Source organism: Olsenella massiliensis, assembly GCF_001457795.1.
Taxonomy (GTDB): Bacteria; Actinomycetota; Coriobacteriia; order Coriobacteriales; family Atopobiaceae; genus Olsenella_F; species Olsenella_F massiliensis.
On record NZ_LN898211.1, the window covers coordinates 813,017 to 827,897 of the forward strand.

Annotated in this window: 15 protein-coding genes; 14 read left to right on the forward strand and 1 reads right to left on the reverse strand. The window is 62.7% G+C overall.

Annotation, left to right across the window (positions count from 1 at the left end; genetic code table 11):
• The first annotated feature begins 115 nt into the window (after window positions 1-115).
• The 8 genes from BN3001_RS07680 (at window position 116) to BN3001_RS07715 (ending at window position 7,819) form a co-directional block, all read left to right on the forward strand.
• Window positions 116-916, forward strand: a complete 801-nt coding sequence (locus BN3001_RS07680) for a PTS mannose/fructose/sorbose/N-acetylgalactosamine transporter subunit IIC (protein WP_058271159.1) — start codon at window positions 116-118, stop codon at window positions 914-916.
• The gene (locus BN3001_RS07685) at window positions 906-1,976 is read left to right on the forward strand and encodes a PTS system mannose/fructose/sorbose family transporter subunit IID (RefSeq protein WP_058271160.1); all 1,071 of its coding nucleotides are present in this window, start codon (window positions 906-908) and stop codon (window positions 1,974-1,976) included. Before BN3001_RS07680 ends, BN3001_RS07685 begins: the two co-directional genes overlap by 11 nt.
• A 156-nt stretch (window positions 1,977-2,132) precedes the next feature.
• Window positions 2,133-2,867, forward strand: a complete 735-nt coding sequence (locus BN3001_RS07690) for a GntR family transcriptional regulator (protein ID WP_058271161.1) — start codon at window positions 2,133-2,135, stop codon at window positions 2,865-2,867.
• 32 nt (window positions 2,868-2,899) lie between these two features.
• A complete protein-coding gene (locus BN3001_RS07695; RefSeq protein ID WP_058271162.1) occupies window positions 2,900-4,072 on the forward strand; it encodes an SIS domain-containing protein in 1,173 nt (390 codons plus the stop codon).
• 31 nt (window positions 4,073-4,103) lie between these two features.
• Window positions 4,104-5,252, forward strand: a complete 1,149-nt coding sequence (nagA, locus tag BN3001_RS07700) for an N-acetylglucosamine-6-phosphate deacetylase (protein WP_058271163.1) — start codon at window positions 4,104-4,106, stop codon at window positions 5,250-5,252.
• Window positions 5,253-5,338: 86 nt separating this feature from the next.
• Window positions 5,339-6,268: a 1-phosphofructokinase gene (gene pfkB / locus BN3001_RS07705; RefSeq protein ID WP_058271164.1), complete on the forward strand. Its 930-nt coding sequence runs from the start codon at window positions 5,339-5,341 to the stop codon at window positions 6,266-6,268.
• A gap of 17 nt (window positions 6,269-6,285) precedes the next feature.
• Window positions 6,286-7,227, forward strand: a complete 942-nt coding sequence (locus tag BN3001_RS07710) for an aldose 1-epimerase family protein (protein ID WP_082630056.1) — start codon at window positions 6,286-6,288, stop codon at window positions 7,225-7,227.
• A gap of 73 nt (window positions 7,228-7,300) precedes the next feature.
• Window positions 7,301-7,819, forward strand: a complete 519-nt coding sequence (locus tag BN3001_RS07715; protein WP_058271166.1) for a PTS sugar transporter subunit IIA — start codon at window positions 7,301-7,303, stop codon at window positions 7,817-7,819.
• A gap of 134 nt (window positions 7,820-7,953) precedes the next feature.
• Here BN3001_RS07715 and BN3001_RS07720 read toward each other — a convergent pair whose 3' ends face one another.
• Window positions 7,954-8,805 carry a class II fructose-bisphosphate aldolase gene (locus BN3001_RS07720; protein WP_058271167.1) on the reverse strand — a complete coding sequence of 284 codons (852 nt, stop codon included), beginning with the start codon at window positions 8,803-8,805 and terminating at the stop codon, window positions 7,954-7,956.
• Window positions 8,806-9,073: 268 nt separating this feature from the next.
• Between BN3001_RS07720 and BN3001_RS07725 the strand changes: the two genes are divergently transcribed.
• From BN3001_RS07725 to BN3001_RS07750, 6 genes are all read left to right on the forward strand, one after another.
• Window positions 9,074-9,850: a DeoR/GlpR family DNA-binding transcription regulator gene (locus BN3001_RS07725; protein WP_058271168.1), complete on the forward strand. Its 777-nt coding sequence runs from the start codon at window positions 9,074-9,076 to the stop codon at window positions 9,848-9,850.
• Between the two features lie 81 nt (window positions 9,851-9,931).
• Window positions 9,932-10,792, forward strand: a complete 861-nt coding sequence (locus BN3001_RS07730) for an HAD-IIB family hydrolase (RefSeq protein ID WP_058271169.1) — start codon at window positions 9,932-9,934, stop codon at window positions 10,790-10,792.
• A gap of 682 nt (window positions 10,793-11,474) precedes the next feature.
• Window positions 11,475-11,903, forward strand: coding sequence for a Fur family transcriptional regulator (locus BN3001_RS07735; protein WP_058271170.1), 429 nt, complete (start codon window positions 11,475-11,477; stop codon window positions 11,901-11,903).
• A gap of 104 nt (window positions 11,904-12,007) precedes the next feature.
• Window positions 12,008-13,027 carry a metal ABC transporter substrate-binding protein gene (locus tag BN3001_RS07740; protein WP_235815081.1) on the forward strand — a complete coding sequence of 340 codons (1,020 nt, stop codon included), beginning with the start codon at window positions 12,008-12,010 and terminating at the stop codon, window positions 13,025-13,027.
• 1 nt (window position 13,028) lies between these two features.
• Window positions 13,029-13,835, forward strand: coding sequence for a metal ABC transporter ATP-binding protein (locus BN3001_RS07745; protein ID WP_082630059.1), 807 nt, complete (start codon window positions 13,029-13,031; stop codon window positions 13,833-13,835).
• The gene (locus BN3001_RS07750) at window positions 13,828-14,628 is read left to right on the forward strand and encodes a metal ABC transporter permease (RefSeq protein ID WP_058271171.1); all 801 of its coding nucleotides are present in this window, start codon (window positions 13,828-13,830) and stop codon (window positions 14,626-14,628) included. Before BN3001_RS07745 ends, BN3001_RS07750 begins: the two co-directional genes overlap by 8 nt.
• Window positions 14,629-14,881 lie beyond the last annotated feature (253 nt).

Here is a 14,881-nt window from a genome sequence, read left to right on the forward strand (position 1 = left end):
CACAAGCCCATAGCACCTGGTCAAGTGCGCACGTTGTCGTGGGGGCAACAGGCGCAGGCGATAGCTTTTGTTCAGGACACAGCAACGACAAGGCACTTAGAAAGGAGGAACAAGGATGCAATACTCGATTATCCAGGTGATCCTGGTCTTCGTCGTGACGTTCATAGCGGCCATTGACCAGTTCAGCTTCCTCGAGTCGCTTTACCAGCCGCTGGTCATGGGCATGGTGATTGGTCTCATCCTTGGCGACCTGACTACCGGACTCATCGTCGGTGGCACGTATCAGCTCATGACGATAGGCAACATGCCTATTGGAGGTGCCCAGCCACCTAACGCGGTGGTCGGCGGCATCATGGCCACAGTCCTGGCCATCTCGCTGGGGCTCGAGCCAAACATCGCCGTCGCCACCGCCATTCCGTTCTCTCTGCTCGGTCAGTATGGCGTTACCCTGATCTTCACGCTCATGTCCCCGCTCATGAGTAAGGCGGACCAGTTTTCGGCTGACGCCAATCCCCAGGGTATCGAGCGGATCAACTACCTCTCCATGACCCTCCTGGGCCTCATCTTCGGCGCTGTCGTCACCCTGTTCTTCATCGGTGGGGCCACCATGGGTGACGCCGTCGTCAAGGCCATCCCCACGTGGCTGTCGGACGGTCTGTCTGCTGCCGGCGGCATGATGCGCTTCGTCGGCTTCGCCATTCTGCTCAAGTTCATGATGAACCGTGACATGTGGGGCTTTTACTTCATGGGCTTCGGTCTTGCGTTGATCGTCTCGGGCATCAGCACGCTGGCCACGCCCGCCCTGCTGATTCTTGCGCTCATCGGCTTTGGCATCGCCTACTGGGACTACCAGCAGCAGACCAAGCTCAAGGGTGCTGCCATAGACTCTGACGGAGGTGAGGAAGATGGCATCTAATGAGGAAATGACGACGTACAAGAACCTTGACGCCGCTCCCGAGCTTGACCAGAGGACGCTGAACCAGATGGCGTGGCGCTCTTGCTTCCTGCAGGCGTCGTTCAACTACGAGCGCATGCAGGCCGCCGGGTGGCTGTACTCCATCCTCCCGGGCCTCGAGAAGATTCATACCGACAAGGACGACCTCGCCACCTCGATGACCCACAACATGGAGTTCTTCAACATCCACCCGTTCCTGGTCACCTTTGCCATGGGGCTCATCCTCTCGATGGAGCAGAAGAAGGTTGACATCCCGACCATCCGCGCGGTCCGCGTTTCACTCATGGGTCCGCTCGGCGGTATCGGCGATGCTTTGTTCTGGATGACGCTCGTGCCCATCACCGCTGGTATCTGCTCCAACATGGCCATCAGCGGCAACGTTTTTGGCCCCATCCTGTTTCTGGTCATCTTCAACATCGTACAGTTCGTGCTGCGCTTTGGGCTCATGAACTGGTCGTATAAAATGGGCATGTCGGCGCTCGACTACCTCATGGAGCATATGGCCGCGTTTACACGCGCTGCCTCAATCCTCGGCGTCTTCGTCGTCGGCTGCCTGACCGTCACCATGGGAGGCACCCAGATCAACGCGGTCATCCCAAACGGCACCACCCAGGCCTATGTCGCCCACACGGCCACCGTCCCCACTGATGACGTCAAGGGATTTGAGGTCATCTCCAAGGCCGATGACGGCACCACGCTCTCCGGCATGGTGGACGCCACCGGCAATCCCCTCGTCACCGCTGACGCCGACGGCAACAAGGTTGCTGCCGGGGCGGTTGACCTTGGCAACGGCATGAGCGAGGTCACGTACTTTACCACTACCACCAACCCCGTCACCATCGACGTCGCGACGATCCTTGACAGCATCTGCCCCAAGCTCGTCCCCCTGTCCATCGTGATGCTGCTCTTCTACCTGTTCTCCAAGAAGAACTTCACACCCATGAAGGGCATCGCTCTCGTGCTTGTGATTGGCATCCTGGGCGCGGGTCCCTTTGGTCTGTGGCCCAGCATCTGGGGTTAGCGACAACGTTTGCTGAAGGGTAAGGTACTATGAGGCGACGTATGGGCAGCAGTCTATGCGTCGCCTCACTGCCGGACAATCTGGCCTGGCGCGTGGTCGGGGCTGTCCGGGGCACGTGGAGCCTGGGGGCTCCGGCTCATTGCGAGGGGAGACACCATGGCAGTCTCGTCAAGAAAGCAGCCACTGTACGACCAGCTTGTGGATGCCCTGCGCGACAAGATCGAGAATGACATGGACCCTGGCGACCTTCTCCCCTCGGAGCGCGAGCTGACGGAGCTCTATGGCGTGTCGCGCACCACCGTCAGGCTTGCCTTGGCCGAGCTCGTGACGTTGGGACTTGTCACGCGCCGTCATGGCAAGGGCACCTTCGTCTCCGAGTTGGCCAACAGTTCCGCCGACCTCACCAACGCCTACAGCTTTACCGAGGAGATGAGGCGCCTGGGCAGGGTTCCCAAGACGGAAGTGCTCGAGTTTGGCCTTGTTGCCGCTCCCAAGCACGTGAGCGCACATCTGGGCGTCAAGCTTGGGGCAAAGGTGTTCCGCATGCGCAGGCTGCGCATGGCCGACGGGGTTCCGCTCATGATCGAGCGCAGTTACCTGCCCGCACAAGAGTTTATCTCGCTCACGCGCACGGATGTGGAGACCAAGCCTCTGTACGACATCATCGAGAAAGACTACCAGCACAAGATTCGCGTCGCCGAGGAGGAGTTTCGCGCCAGCACGGCTCGTCCGGACGAGGCCAAGTACCTGCGCATTGCAGAGGGGGCGCCGGTCCTCAGGCTCTCCCGCGTGACCACCAACGATCGCAACGTGGTCGTCGAGTACACCCACAGCGCGGCGCGCGCGGACCAGTTTAAGTACAAGATCGTCCATCTTAGAAGTCAGGGCTAGGGGCCCAACGTTATCAAGGGAGCGTATTCACCATGTTCACCAAGACCGTCGAGGAGCTCAAGGAGCTTGGGGCAGACATCACGACAAAAGAGATAGCTCAGCAGCCAGACCTGTGGGAGGAGACCCTGCGCATCTTTGATGAGCAGGCCGAGCAGATCGAGGCGTTTGTCGCGCGGGCCAAGGCGCTGGGTGGCCACGAGCGCACCCATGTCATCTTTACGGGCGCGGGAACCTCCGCCTACGTGGGCGACACCCTGACGCCCTATCTGCGCCGTCACGGCGACAGCGACGCCTTTGAGTTTGCTGCCATCGACTCGACGGCCATCGTCCCCGCCCCCTATGACTGCCTGCGTTCCGAGGATCCCACGGTCCTTGTCTCCTTTGCCCGCAGCGGCAACAGCCCCGAGAGCCTGGCCGCCGTCGAGCGCGCCCGTCAGGTGGTCAAGAACATCCTCTTCCTCAACATCACCTGCGCGCCCGAGGGCAGTCTTGCCCAGCAGTCAAAGGGCGACAAAAACGCCCTCACGCTGCTGCTGCCCGGCGCCAACGACCGAGGCTTTGCCATGACCGGCAGCTTCTCGTGTATGGCGCTCATGGCGGCCCTCATCTTTGACACCGCCTCTCGCGACGACAAGGCGGGCTGGGTCTCGCAGATGGCGACCATGGGCCGTGAGGTCATACGTCGCGAAGAGGAGGTTGTCTCGTGGCTCAAGGACGACTTTGAGCGCATTACCTACCTGGGCTCCGGCGCGCTTGGCGGACTCACGCGCGAGGCCCAGCTCAAGATTCTTGAGCTGACCGCCGGCAAGGTGGCAACGTCCTTTGACACCTCCATGGGGTACCGCCATGGGCCCAAGTCCTTCGTCAATGGCAAGACCCTGGTCTTTGTGTTCGTGAACAACGACCCCTATACGCGCCAGTATGACCTTGACATCCTGCGCGAGATCGCCGGGGACGGCATTGCCGCCCACACCGTTGCCATCCAGCAGGATGCGGGCGAGACCTTTGAGGGAGAGTCCTTTACCTTTGGCCCCGAGCACAAGGCGCTGCCCGAGGCCTACCTTGCGCTGCCGTTTGTGGTCTTTGCCCAGACGATCGCGCTGAACACCTCCGTTCGCTGCGGTAACACGCCAGATACCCCCTCGCCCTCTGGTACCGTAAATCGTGTCGTCAAGGGCGTCACCATTCATCCTTTGGCTTCGTAGCGCAGCTGTGCAGCAAGAATGGAGTCGGCCCATGGAGTCGTATGCAATCAAGGCAGCACGCTTCTTCCTCCCGGGAGCCCCAACGGGACCGGGGTATCTGAGTGTGCGTGACGGTCAGTTTGGGTTCTTCTCGGCGGACGAGCCCGCCTGCGAGATCGTTGACTGCGGGGACGCCTGGGTGGCTCCCGGCTTTGTTGACACGCACATTCATGGCTTTCTTGGCCATGACGTCATGGACTGTGACCCCGCCGGCGTCGCCGCCATATGCCAGGGGCTCGTCAAGTATGGCGTGACCTCATGGACGCCAACCACGCTCACCGCGAGCGTCGATCAGACCAGGGATGCCTGCGTCTCGGTCGCGGACCATCTGGACGAGTTCTCTGGCGCCCATGTGCGCGGCATCTTCTTGGAGGGGCCGTTCTTCACCGAGAGGCACAAGGGGGCACAGAACCCCGCCTATTTCCTGGACCCTCGGCTTGAGGTCTTCAACGACTGGCAGCAAAGCGCCCACGGGCTCATCGACAAGGTGGCCATAGCGTCCGAGAGGGAGGGTGCGGCGCTGTTTTCGGCCCAGGTGAGCGCCGAGGGCGTGCACGTGGCGCTTGCCCACAGCGATGCGACGTACGACCAGGCAATCGCATGCGTCAACGCTGGCGCGGACGTGTTTATCCACACCTACAATGGCATGAGCCCCCTGCACCATCGCGAGCCCGGCATGGTGGGCGGCGCCATGACGTCCCATGGAACGTACGCCGAGGCCATCTGCGACGGCCATCACCTGCACCCCATTGCCATCAAGGCCCTCATGGACGCCAAGGGCAAAGATCACGTCGTCCTCATCACCGACTGCATGTGCGCGGGCGGAATGCCCGATGGGGACTACGCGCTGGGAGAGTTTCCCGTTACCGTTGCCAACGGCGCGGCCACCCTCAAGGATGGCGGAAGCCTGGCGGGCTCGATTCTCACCCTGGACAAGGCCGTGCAAAATGTCGTTGGCTGGGGCCTGGCAACGGCGGAGGAGGCCATCCGCATGGCCACCGAGAACCCAGCCATGGCCAACGGGATCGATGACGTCTGCGGCTTTATCCGCCCGGGCTATGACGCAGACTACGTTGTGCTTGACCACGACCTTACGGTACTCAAGACTGTGGTAAGCGGCGAGAGCGTCTATACAAGGTAGCGCTCCCAGAAACGGGGTGCGCGCAGGAATGATACGGGCCCGGTCGCACCTTTGGTGGGCCGGGCCACCCATTTGAAGGGGGACCCATGATCACGACGGTCACGCTCAACGCGTCCATTGACAAGGCCTACCACATGACCGACGCCATAGAGGGCGGCACGGTCATGCGCGTTGCCGCAATTCATAACAGCGCCGGCGGCAAGGGGCTTAACGTGGCGCGCGTTGCCAAGCTTTGCGGCGCCAAGGTCCAGGCCACGGGGCTGGTGGGAGGCTATAACGGCAGCTACCTTGAGTCCTTGGCCAAGAAGGATGGCATAAGCTGCGATTTTGGCCACATTGCGGGTGAGACGCGCAGCTGCATCAACATCCTAGACCCACGTTTTGGCTCAACTGAGTTTCTTGAGCCGGGAAGTGCCGTCCTTGCCGAGGAGCTTGATGCCTACCTAGCCGACTTTCCGCGCATCATCGCCGAATCTGACGTCGTTGCCATATCGGGGAGCCTCCCTGCCGGCGTGGGCACAGACACCTACCAGCGGCTCGTCACGCTCTGCAAAAATGAGCACAAGCTGGTCATCCTTGACTCCTCCGGCGAGGCGCTTGCCTGCGGGCTAGAGGCCGGCCCCACCATGATCAAGCCAAACAAGGACGAGATCGAGGCGCTTTGCGGCGTCAGGGCGCAGTCGATAGAAGACGTCGTCGCCTGCGCGCGGGAGCTTTATGGCCGGGGCGTGGCAAACGTGGTCATCTCCCTGGGAGGCGAGGGGGCGCTGCTGGTCTGCGATGAGGGAAGCTTCAAGGCAGCCCCTCCCAAGGTTGAGGCCGTCAACACCGTGGGCTGCGGAGACTCCATGGTTGCCGCCTTTGCCGTGGCGCTTGAGCGGCGGCTCCCGAGTGCCAAGGCGCTCGCCTTTGCCGTGGCCACCGCCAGCGCGGCCGCACTTTCGCCCCACACGGGCGAGTTTGACGCCGCCGTGCGCGACGACCTGCTTGGCAGGGTGGCCCTTAGCGAGATGTAGACAGGAAGGTGGACCAGATGGACACGGCAAACGAGGCAGCCGCGACAAGTGGGGCGCCCACGGCAAACGAGGCGGTCGACAGCTGCTCCATTGCCTCACGCGAGCTAAGCGTAACGACCACCAGCCGCGGTGGGGAGCTCTCCTCCATAAGAGATGCCGCAGGCGTTGAGTACCTGTGGCAGGGCGATCCTGTGTTTTGGGGTGGCACCGCCCCCATTTTGTTTCCCATTTGCGGCAGCCTCAGGGATGGTGCGGCAACGGTTGGGATGGGAAAGACCACCCGCATGCCCCGCCATGGCATCGTGCGCAAGCGCCTGTGGCACCAGGTGGGCGCTACCGCAAACGAGGTGAGTTATGAGTTGGCGTCTGACGACGAGAGTCGCTCGGCGTTTCCGTACGACTTTTGGCTGCGTGCCACCTACCGGGTAGTGGGGCGCAGCGTGACCTCAACGATCAGCGTCACAAACAGCTCCAACGAGGACATGCCCTACTTTGTGGGCGGACACCCCGGCTTCAACTGCCCGCTTGCCAAGGGCGAGGGCTTTGGGGACTACTTCCTTGAGTTTGAGCTTGAGGAGTGCTGCGATGCGCCCACTCCGGATGTGGCGACGGGCCTCATGGACATGGACCGTCGCACGCCCGTGCTCAGGAAAACACGCGTGCTGCCCCTGTCGCACGATCTCTTTAGGCACGATGCCATCGTTTTGGACAGCCTGCGTTCGCGCAGGGTGCGCCTGCGTTCTGCACAGTCAGGCCTGGGTCTTGAGCTTGAGTTTGGGGGCTTTGACAACCTTCTGGTATGGTCCAGCACCAACGATGGCCCCTTTGTGGCGCTTGAGCCCTGGACGGGCCTTTCCACCTGCATGGACGAGGACAACGTGTTTGAGCACAAGCGCGGCGTGCAGACCTTGGCGCCCCACCAGACGCGGGAGCATCGCTTTGTGATCAGGGTGCTGTGAGCGGTTTTTTCGCCTAAGGGTTCCCTACGCCAAGGTCCCCACGATACTCGCTTTAAATAGGGCAGTTGGAGAGGTGACTTCCCAACTGGAAACGATTGAAAACAGAACCATCGAGACCTCCCCGCTGCTCGAATTGCTCACGTGTGAGGGGGTACGACTGGAGAGCGGACCTATTTCGTGGAAAAAAGCAATCCTGTTTGCTTCCGAACAGCTCCTAAACGACGGGTACGTGCATCGCTCATATGTCGAAAAGGCTATTTCCAATGTCGAGGAATATGGGAGCTATATTGTGGTGAACCAGGGCATAGCCCTCGCACACGCAGGCAGTGACGATGGCGTAGAAAAAGACGGCATCAGCTTGCTGATTTGTCCCGAAGGCATTCGGTTTGATGATATCGATGAGCCCGTCCACCTCATGTTCTTCTTTTCCCAGACAAAGGACGGCGAGGCTTACCTAGGACTATTTCAAGAGATCATCAGGCTCGGTAACAGTCAGCTTGACCTCTCGTCAATCCGATTTGCCCAATCCCCTGCGGAGGCCTATCAAAGGATTGTAGAAGTACTGACGGATTACCGTGACGTTGCTTCGTAGCGGATGGCCACCGAAACCTTCGCATGCCTTCCCGCCACATGCCAGCCCCGATTGCCTCAGGCCAACAGATGGGGGGCGAGACGCGTCGGTCGTCTCGCCCCCGTCTGGCAGAGAGGCTTCCCTGCACCCTGTCTCTACGCCTTGCCCGTAGATCCCAGGTTGTCCATGTGGCTCTCAACCACGGCCTGGATGCGCTCCATACCGGGAACGCAGGGCTTCTTAGGGTCAAAGCAGCTGGGGTTCTCGGCCATGTATGCCATGAAGCCGCCCATGAAGGCCTGGCGGAGCTCGGTGGCGTAGTTTACCTTGCAGATGCCGTTCTCGATGGCCTGCGCAACCTGGTCATCGGGGACGCCCGAAGTGCCGTGAAGCACGAGCGGAACGTCAATGCGGCTGCGGATGGCCTTGAGGACGTCCTGCTCGATGTGAGGCGTGCCCTTGTACACGCCGTGCGCGGTGCCCACGCCAACGGCCAGGGAGCTGGCATGGGTGCGCTCAATGAACTCCTCCGCCTGGTCGGGGTCGGTGTAGGGGTTCTCGCCCTCGACGGCGGGACCGTCGTCCTCCTTGCCGCCCACCTTGCCAAGCTCCGCCTCCACGGGCAGCTTGATGGCACGGGCAACCTTGGTGACCGACTCGGTGAGGGCCATGTTGTCCTCAAAGGAATCGTGGCTGCCGTCAATCATGACCGATGTGTAGCCCGCGCGAATGGCCTGCATGCAACGGTCAAAGCCGTCACCGTGGTCAAGGTGCAGCGCCACGGGCACGCTCACGCTCTCGGCGGCCGTGCGCACCATTGCGGCAAGGTACTCAAGGCTCGCGTACTTGACGGTGCCCGGGGTCGTCTGCATGATGACGGGGGACTTCTTGGCCTCGGCCGCCTTGGCGATGGCCATCACAAACTCAAGGCTCTCCACGTTGAACGCGCCAACTGCGTAGTGGCCCTCCTGCGCGCGCTTGAGCATCTCGTGCGTTGTCACCAACATGCTGGTCTCCCTTCGTGAGGGGGCTCTGGCCCCGACGCCTGATGTCATCCTTATGGTAGGGGAGCTTACGATTTATGGTTTTACTTGCGAAGAATGAAAGTAATATAATACGAAAGCAAGTGATGCTGGTAAAACACATTCTGATAGATTGCCACCAGCAGGCAATACTCATGCAGTGAGGGTCTTCAAAAAACGAAAGCAACCATAAGTCAATCAGCTTCACCAAGGCTCTTTGCCCCATCACACAACCACCACAAAAGGAGTTCCCATGGAGAGGGAGATGGGGCTTGAGGAGCGCCGTGCCGCCCTGTTTCAGCTGGTTGAGCGTGAGTCATCCGTACGCGTGCAGCAGTTGGCGGCGGACTTTGGCGTGTCTCCCGTGACAATCCGCGGCGACCTCAAGGCCCTGGAGCGCGACGGCAAGCTCAAGCGCACGCATGGCGGGGCGGTGTCGCTCTCCCGCCGGCTGACCGTCTCGGTGCAGGAAAGGCGCCTGGGCGTGCAAGTTGAGGCAAAGCGCCTCATAGCCCGTCGTGCCGCCAGCCTGGTCCAGGATGGGGAGACCCTGCTGGTTGACTCGGGCACAACCACGCTTGAGCTGGTGCGTGCGCTCTCGCTGCATGCGGGGCTCACGATTGTGACCTGCGACCTCACCATTGCCAACTTCATTGACAGCTCCATGCCAAGCTGCGACGTCATCCTGTTAGGCGGGCTGTTGAGAAAGGCCCACCGCTACACGACGGGCCCCATAGCCCTGGCTGCGCTCGCGAGGCTCCATGCCGACAAGGCCTTCGTTTGTCCCGGCTCCTTTCTGCCCGGGCGCGGCCTCATGACCGACTACCAGAGCATGGCCGAGCTCAAGGCCGCCTTCCTGGGAGCGGCACGGCAGAGAGTCTGTCTCATGGATGCCAGCAAGGTGGGCGCACGGGGGCTCATTTCCTTTGGGGGGCTTGATAGCTTTGAGCTCGTTGTCATGGACGGCGACCCCCGGGGAGTTGTCGCGGCCGAGCTTGAGGGCCGGGCTGCGGAGCTTGTCGTCGCATAGCTTCTTTGTGCCGTTGTGCCGGACAGCTCGCAGGGACGCTAGACTGGGGGAGACAAACCCCTCCACCAGAGAATGAGCATCATGATCAAACTTGCGCTGACCGACCTTGACGACACCCTCATTCCCTACGGCGCCCCCAGCGCCAGCGTCCGGGCGATTGCGGCCATCGGGTCCCTGCTTGACAAGGGCATCCATTTTGGGCCGGTGTCGGGGCGCGTGCCTGACGCCATGGGATGGATGTTTGCCGACGAGGGGCGCTGCTTTGCCACGGGCGCCTTTGCCAATGGGCAGGTGGTGCGCATTGACGGCGAGGTCGTGCACGAGGAGTCCCTGGAGTCCGCGCTTCTGCAGGAGGTGGCGGACCTCTTGGACGGAAGGGAGGCGCCCGCTCTTCTTGCCACGTACGACGTGTATGGCAACAGCGCGCCCGTCTTTGTCACGCGGCGTCGCGGCGCGCTGGTGGATGAGCTTATGGACGGTGCGGGCAAGGAGGCGACGGTTGTCTCCGCTGTCGGTGGCACAAGCTGGCTCAAGAGCAACGTCCACTGCGCCTGCGACCGCGACGAGATGGCCCAGATTCGCGACCTGTTGCGTCAGGAGCTGCCCGAGCTGGGGTTTGTGTTTCCGAGTCTTGTGGCTCCCTTCATCGACATCAGCCCTGCGGGGTGGGACAAGGGAGCCGCCGTTCGCTGGATGGCAGCTGAGCTGGGCATCGGCTTGGACGAGGTTGCCACCTTTGGTGACTCCGAGAACGACCTTTCCATGATAGAGGCGGTGCCCAACTCCGTGGCGGTCGCCAACGCGGCTGACGTGGTCGCCCAGGCTGCCCGCTGGCACATTGGGCCCTCAGAGGAGGATGCCGTCGCCGCCGCCCTCGAAGACATCGCCCAGGCGGCAGAGACGGATGGGCTTCCCGCCTTCATGGGCGGGGGCGTCGCGTAAAACATCCAAACGTTGCGCTTGGGGCGGGCGGCGGTCCACGGCGCTGGCGACTCTTACGGCCTTTGCAGCCCTTGCGACTCTCGCAGCTATTGGTTTGAGAGTGGCGGCAGTGCACGCCTATACGTTTGAGAGTTCTCGGGCCACTCTCCTATACGTTTGAGAGTCGCTGGACCTCACACCTATACGTTTGAGAGCTCTCGGGCCACTCTCCTATACGTTTGAGAGCGCCTGGTCGATACAGTTATAAGTTTGCGAAATTGACGCTGCATTTGCCCAGGTAAGAATCGCCTTTTATTCTCAAACTTATTAGTATTCTCCCGATCCATCCTCAAACGTATTGGAACTCGTCGGACGTGCTCTCAAACGTATTGGAACTCGACGGACGTGCTCTTAAACGTATTGGAATCCGGAGCATCGACCTCGGCCTTGCTAGAAGGCTCGACCTGGCTCCGCAGTGGTCCTTTGAGGATAAGCCGGGCTGTCTTCCCTCGCCTCCCGTGCCACCGCCTGCCCATCGCCCGCCGCGCCGCGTTGCGCCCTTCTCCCCGACGTGTCTTCTTTGTGAATGATTCCCAAGACTTGCAATTCCCTCATCTCAACGTAATATGAAAACAGATTCCGATTTTGATTGTGTCGAAGACCGCATGAGCGGCCCACGGCACCAAGGAGAAGCGATCAACGCATGCCGGAGAGAACGTCAAAGAGGCGAACCTATAACACGCGTCAGCGCCAGGAGGTCATGGGCTTCATCGAGTCCCACGCAGACCGCTACCTGAGCGTCGATGAGCTCTTTGGCCTCATGCGGGGGGAGGGTTCGACGGTGGGGCGCACGACCACCTACAGAGCCCTTGAGTCCCTGGTCGCGTCGGGGTCTGTCGCCAAGGTCGTCGCGCCTGGCGGGGGAGAGTCACGATACCGGCTCATCGACCCATCTCGCCCTGACGAGGGACAGATGGTGTGCTTGAGCTGCGGAAAGGTCTTTCCCCTTGATTGCGACATGCTGCTGCGTCTGGTGTCGCACGTCAGGAGCGAGCACGGCTTTGCCATCGAGCAGTCGCGCACGGTCTTATACGGCTACTGCGACGTCTGCGCCGAGGCCGCCCGCAGGTAGGGCGGCCGCCGACGCGTGAGATTGCGCCGCCGGCACGCGAGGCCGCCGTCCCACCGACGTCGGCCGAGGCAGAAACGATACGTCCCCTTTGGTTAGGAGTCACCTTGTCTTCCATCTTGTCACAGCTCGACCGCTCGCCCTTCATGACCCGCCGTGGCTTCCTGGGCCTTACCGCCCTTTCCACAGGCACGCTGCTTGCCGGTTGCGCCTCGCAGGGGGCTGCGCCATCGACGGGCCCCGACGCCGCTGGCTCCGCCACCAAGATCAAGGTCGCGGCGAGCTTCTACCCCATGTATGACTTTGCCTCCAAGATCGGCGGCGACCGCGTGGACGTGACCTGCCTCGTCCCCGCCGGCACGGAACCCCACGAGTGGGAGCCCTCGACGGCCGACATGCGCACGCTGGGCGAGGCTAAGCTCCTTGTGTATAACGGCGCGGGCATGGAGCACTGGGTCGATGACACGCTCGCCAGCCTGGGCGGCGACGTCCCCAAGGCCGTCGAGGCCAGCAAGGGCGCCGACCTCCTGAAGCTCTCCGCCGACGCCCTGAAGGAGGAGCAGGAGGAAGAGCAGAGCTCCGGCGGCGACCCGAGCAAGGTCTCGGACACCGACCCGCACTGCTGGCTCTCGCCTCGCGTCGCAAAGCAGGAGATGTCCAACATTCGCGACGGGCTCGTCGCCGTCGATCCTGACGGAGCGTCCACCTACGACGCCAACTACGAGACGTGGGCGGCAAAGCTGGACGCCCTCGACGAAGAGTTCAGGAGCGGTCTGGACCCCCTGCCCAACAAGTCCATCGTGGTGAGTCACGAGGCCTTCGGCTATCTCTGCCATGACTTTGGCCTGACTCAGATGCCCATCGAGGGCATCGAGGCGGACGCCGAGCCCGACGCCCAGGCCATGGCCAAGATCGTGGACTTCGTCAAGGCCCACGGCGTCAAGACCATCTTCTCCGAGGAGCTCGTGAGCCCCAAGGTGGCCCAGTCCATCGCCGACGCCACGGGCGCCAAGGTGGAGGTGCTCAACCCGCTTGAGGGCCTGTCTGACGAGGAGCTTGCCGCAGGCGACGATTACTTCTCGGTCATGAGGTCCAACCTCGACGAGCTCACGAAGGCGCTTTCTTAAGATGAGACGTCCGTCAGAGGACCAACGACGGGGGCATGCCCACGACGCCGACGGCACGCCGGCGCTGCTGAGCCAGGTGCGCTTCTCGTATAGGGGCACCGAGGTGCTCAAGGGCGTGGACGTGCGCGTGGACGCGGGCGAAATCTGCGCCTTGGTGGGTGACAACGGAGCCGGCAAGTCAACCATCGCCCGCCTGGTGGTGGGGGAGCTTGCCCCCGACGCCGGCATCGTGAGGCTCTTTGGCGAGAACCCCACGCGCTTCCAGGACTGGGAGCGCGTGGGCTACGTGCCGCAGCTGCCCGGCGAGGCGGTGTCGCGCTTTCCCGCTAACGTGAGCGAGCTGGTGGACGCCAGCCAATACGCAAGCGGGAGGCGTCTGCGTCGTCGCGAGCGCCTGGAGCGCTCCGCCGAGGCGCTCAGACTCGTGCGCATGCAGGACTTTGGCCGACGCCTCGTCAGCGAGCTCTCGGGCGGGCAGCTTCAGCGCGTGCGCCTGGCCTGCGCGCTCGTGGGCGACCCCTGCCTCCTGGTGCTTGACGAGCCCACCAACGGGCTCGACGCCGAGAGCAGGCAGACGTTCTACGATCTGCTGGGCGCCGCCCATCGTGAGAGGGGCATGGCGATTCTCCTCGTGACGCATGACCTTGAGGCTCTGCCGCTTCTGGGGGCGCGCGTGATACATGTGGACGGCGGCCGCGCGGGCGGCGAGGCGGGCGCAGACGGCGGCCGTGCTGGTGACGTTGCATGCGCGCCCGACCTGCCCGGGGTCGTCACCGAGGCGGGACGGAACGGGGGACATCGTGCTTGAGTACGTCTTCATGCAGCGCAGTCTTCTGGTGGGCGCGCTTTTGGGGGTCGTCATTCCTCTCGTGGGCGTGACCGTGGTGCTCAGGCGCCTCTCGATGATCGGTGACGCGCTCTCGCACACCTCGCTCGCGGGAGTGGCGGGCGGCCTTGTCGCGGGCGTCAGTCCCGTCGCCGGGGCCGTGGTGGCCTGCCTGGCCGGCGCCCTGTGCATCGAGGGCCTGCGTCGGCGCTTTCGCGAGCAGTCCGAGCTGGCGGTTGCCATCGTCATGGCCACGGGCATCGGCCTGGCGGGCGTCCTCTCGGGGTTCGTGCCCAACGCCGCCAACTTCAGCAGCTTCATGTTTGGCAGCATCCTCACGGTGAGCCAGGGAGAGACCGTGGGCATCGTCGTCGTGAGCGTCCTGGCGACGGCATTCTGCCTTCTTGCCCGCCGCGAGCTCTTCCTGATGTCCTTTGACGAGCGACAGGCTCGCACGCTGGGCGTTCCCGTGGGCGCGGCAAACGTCGCCTTCGTGCTCGTCGTCGCCCTCGTGGTCGCCGTGGCGTCCCGCACGGTGGGCTCGCTCATCGTGTCGTCGATGATGGTGGTGCCGGTGGCCTGTGCCCTCCAGCTGGCACGGAGCTGGAGGCAGACCTGCATCATCTCGAGCGCCGTCGGGTTCGTCACCACCACGGGCGGGCTGGTCGTCTCGTACTATGCCGGCCTGAAGCCTGGTGGCACCATCGTCCTTTTGGCCGTTGTGCTGCTGCTTGTGACCATGGGCGTGAGGCGTCTGCTTGGCCTGGGGCGCTAGCCTACGTGCGGCGTCGGCCGCTGCTCCCAGCGCCGCCGTTTTCGCCGATCGGTACCTTTGGCCTCGCCTCTTAGCCAGAACACGACGGACGTAACAGAATGCGGCCTAAATCGGGTCGATTCTGTTATATATGTCGTGTTCGCGCAGTGCCGCCGCGCTCGCGCCTGCCGGTGTCGTGTTCGCGCAGTGCCGCCGCGCCCGCGCTCGCCGACGCCGCGTTCTTGCGGGTGCTCCGCGCTCGCGTGCGGCAGGA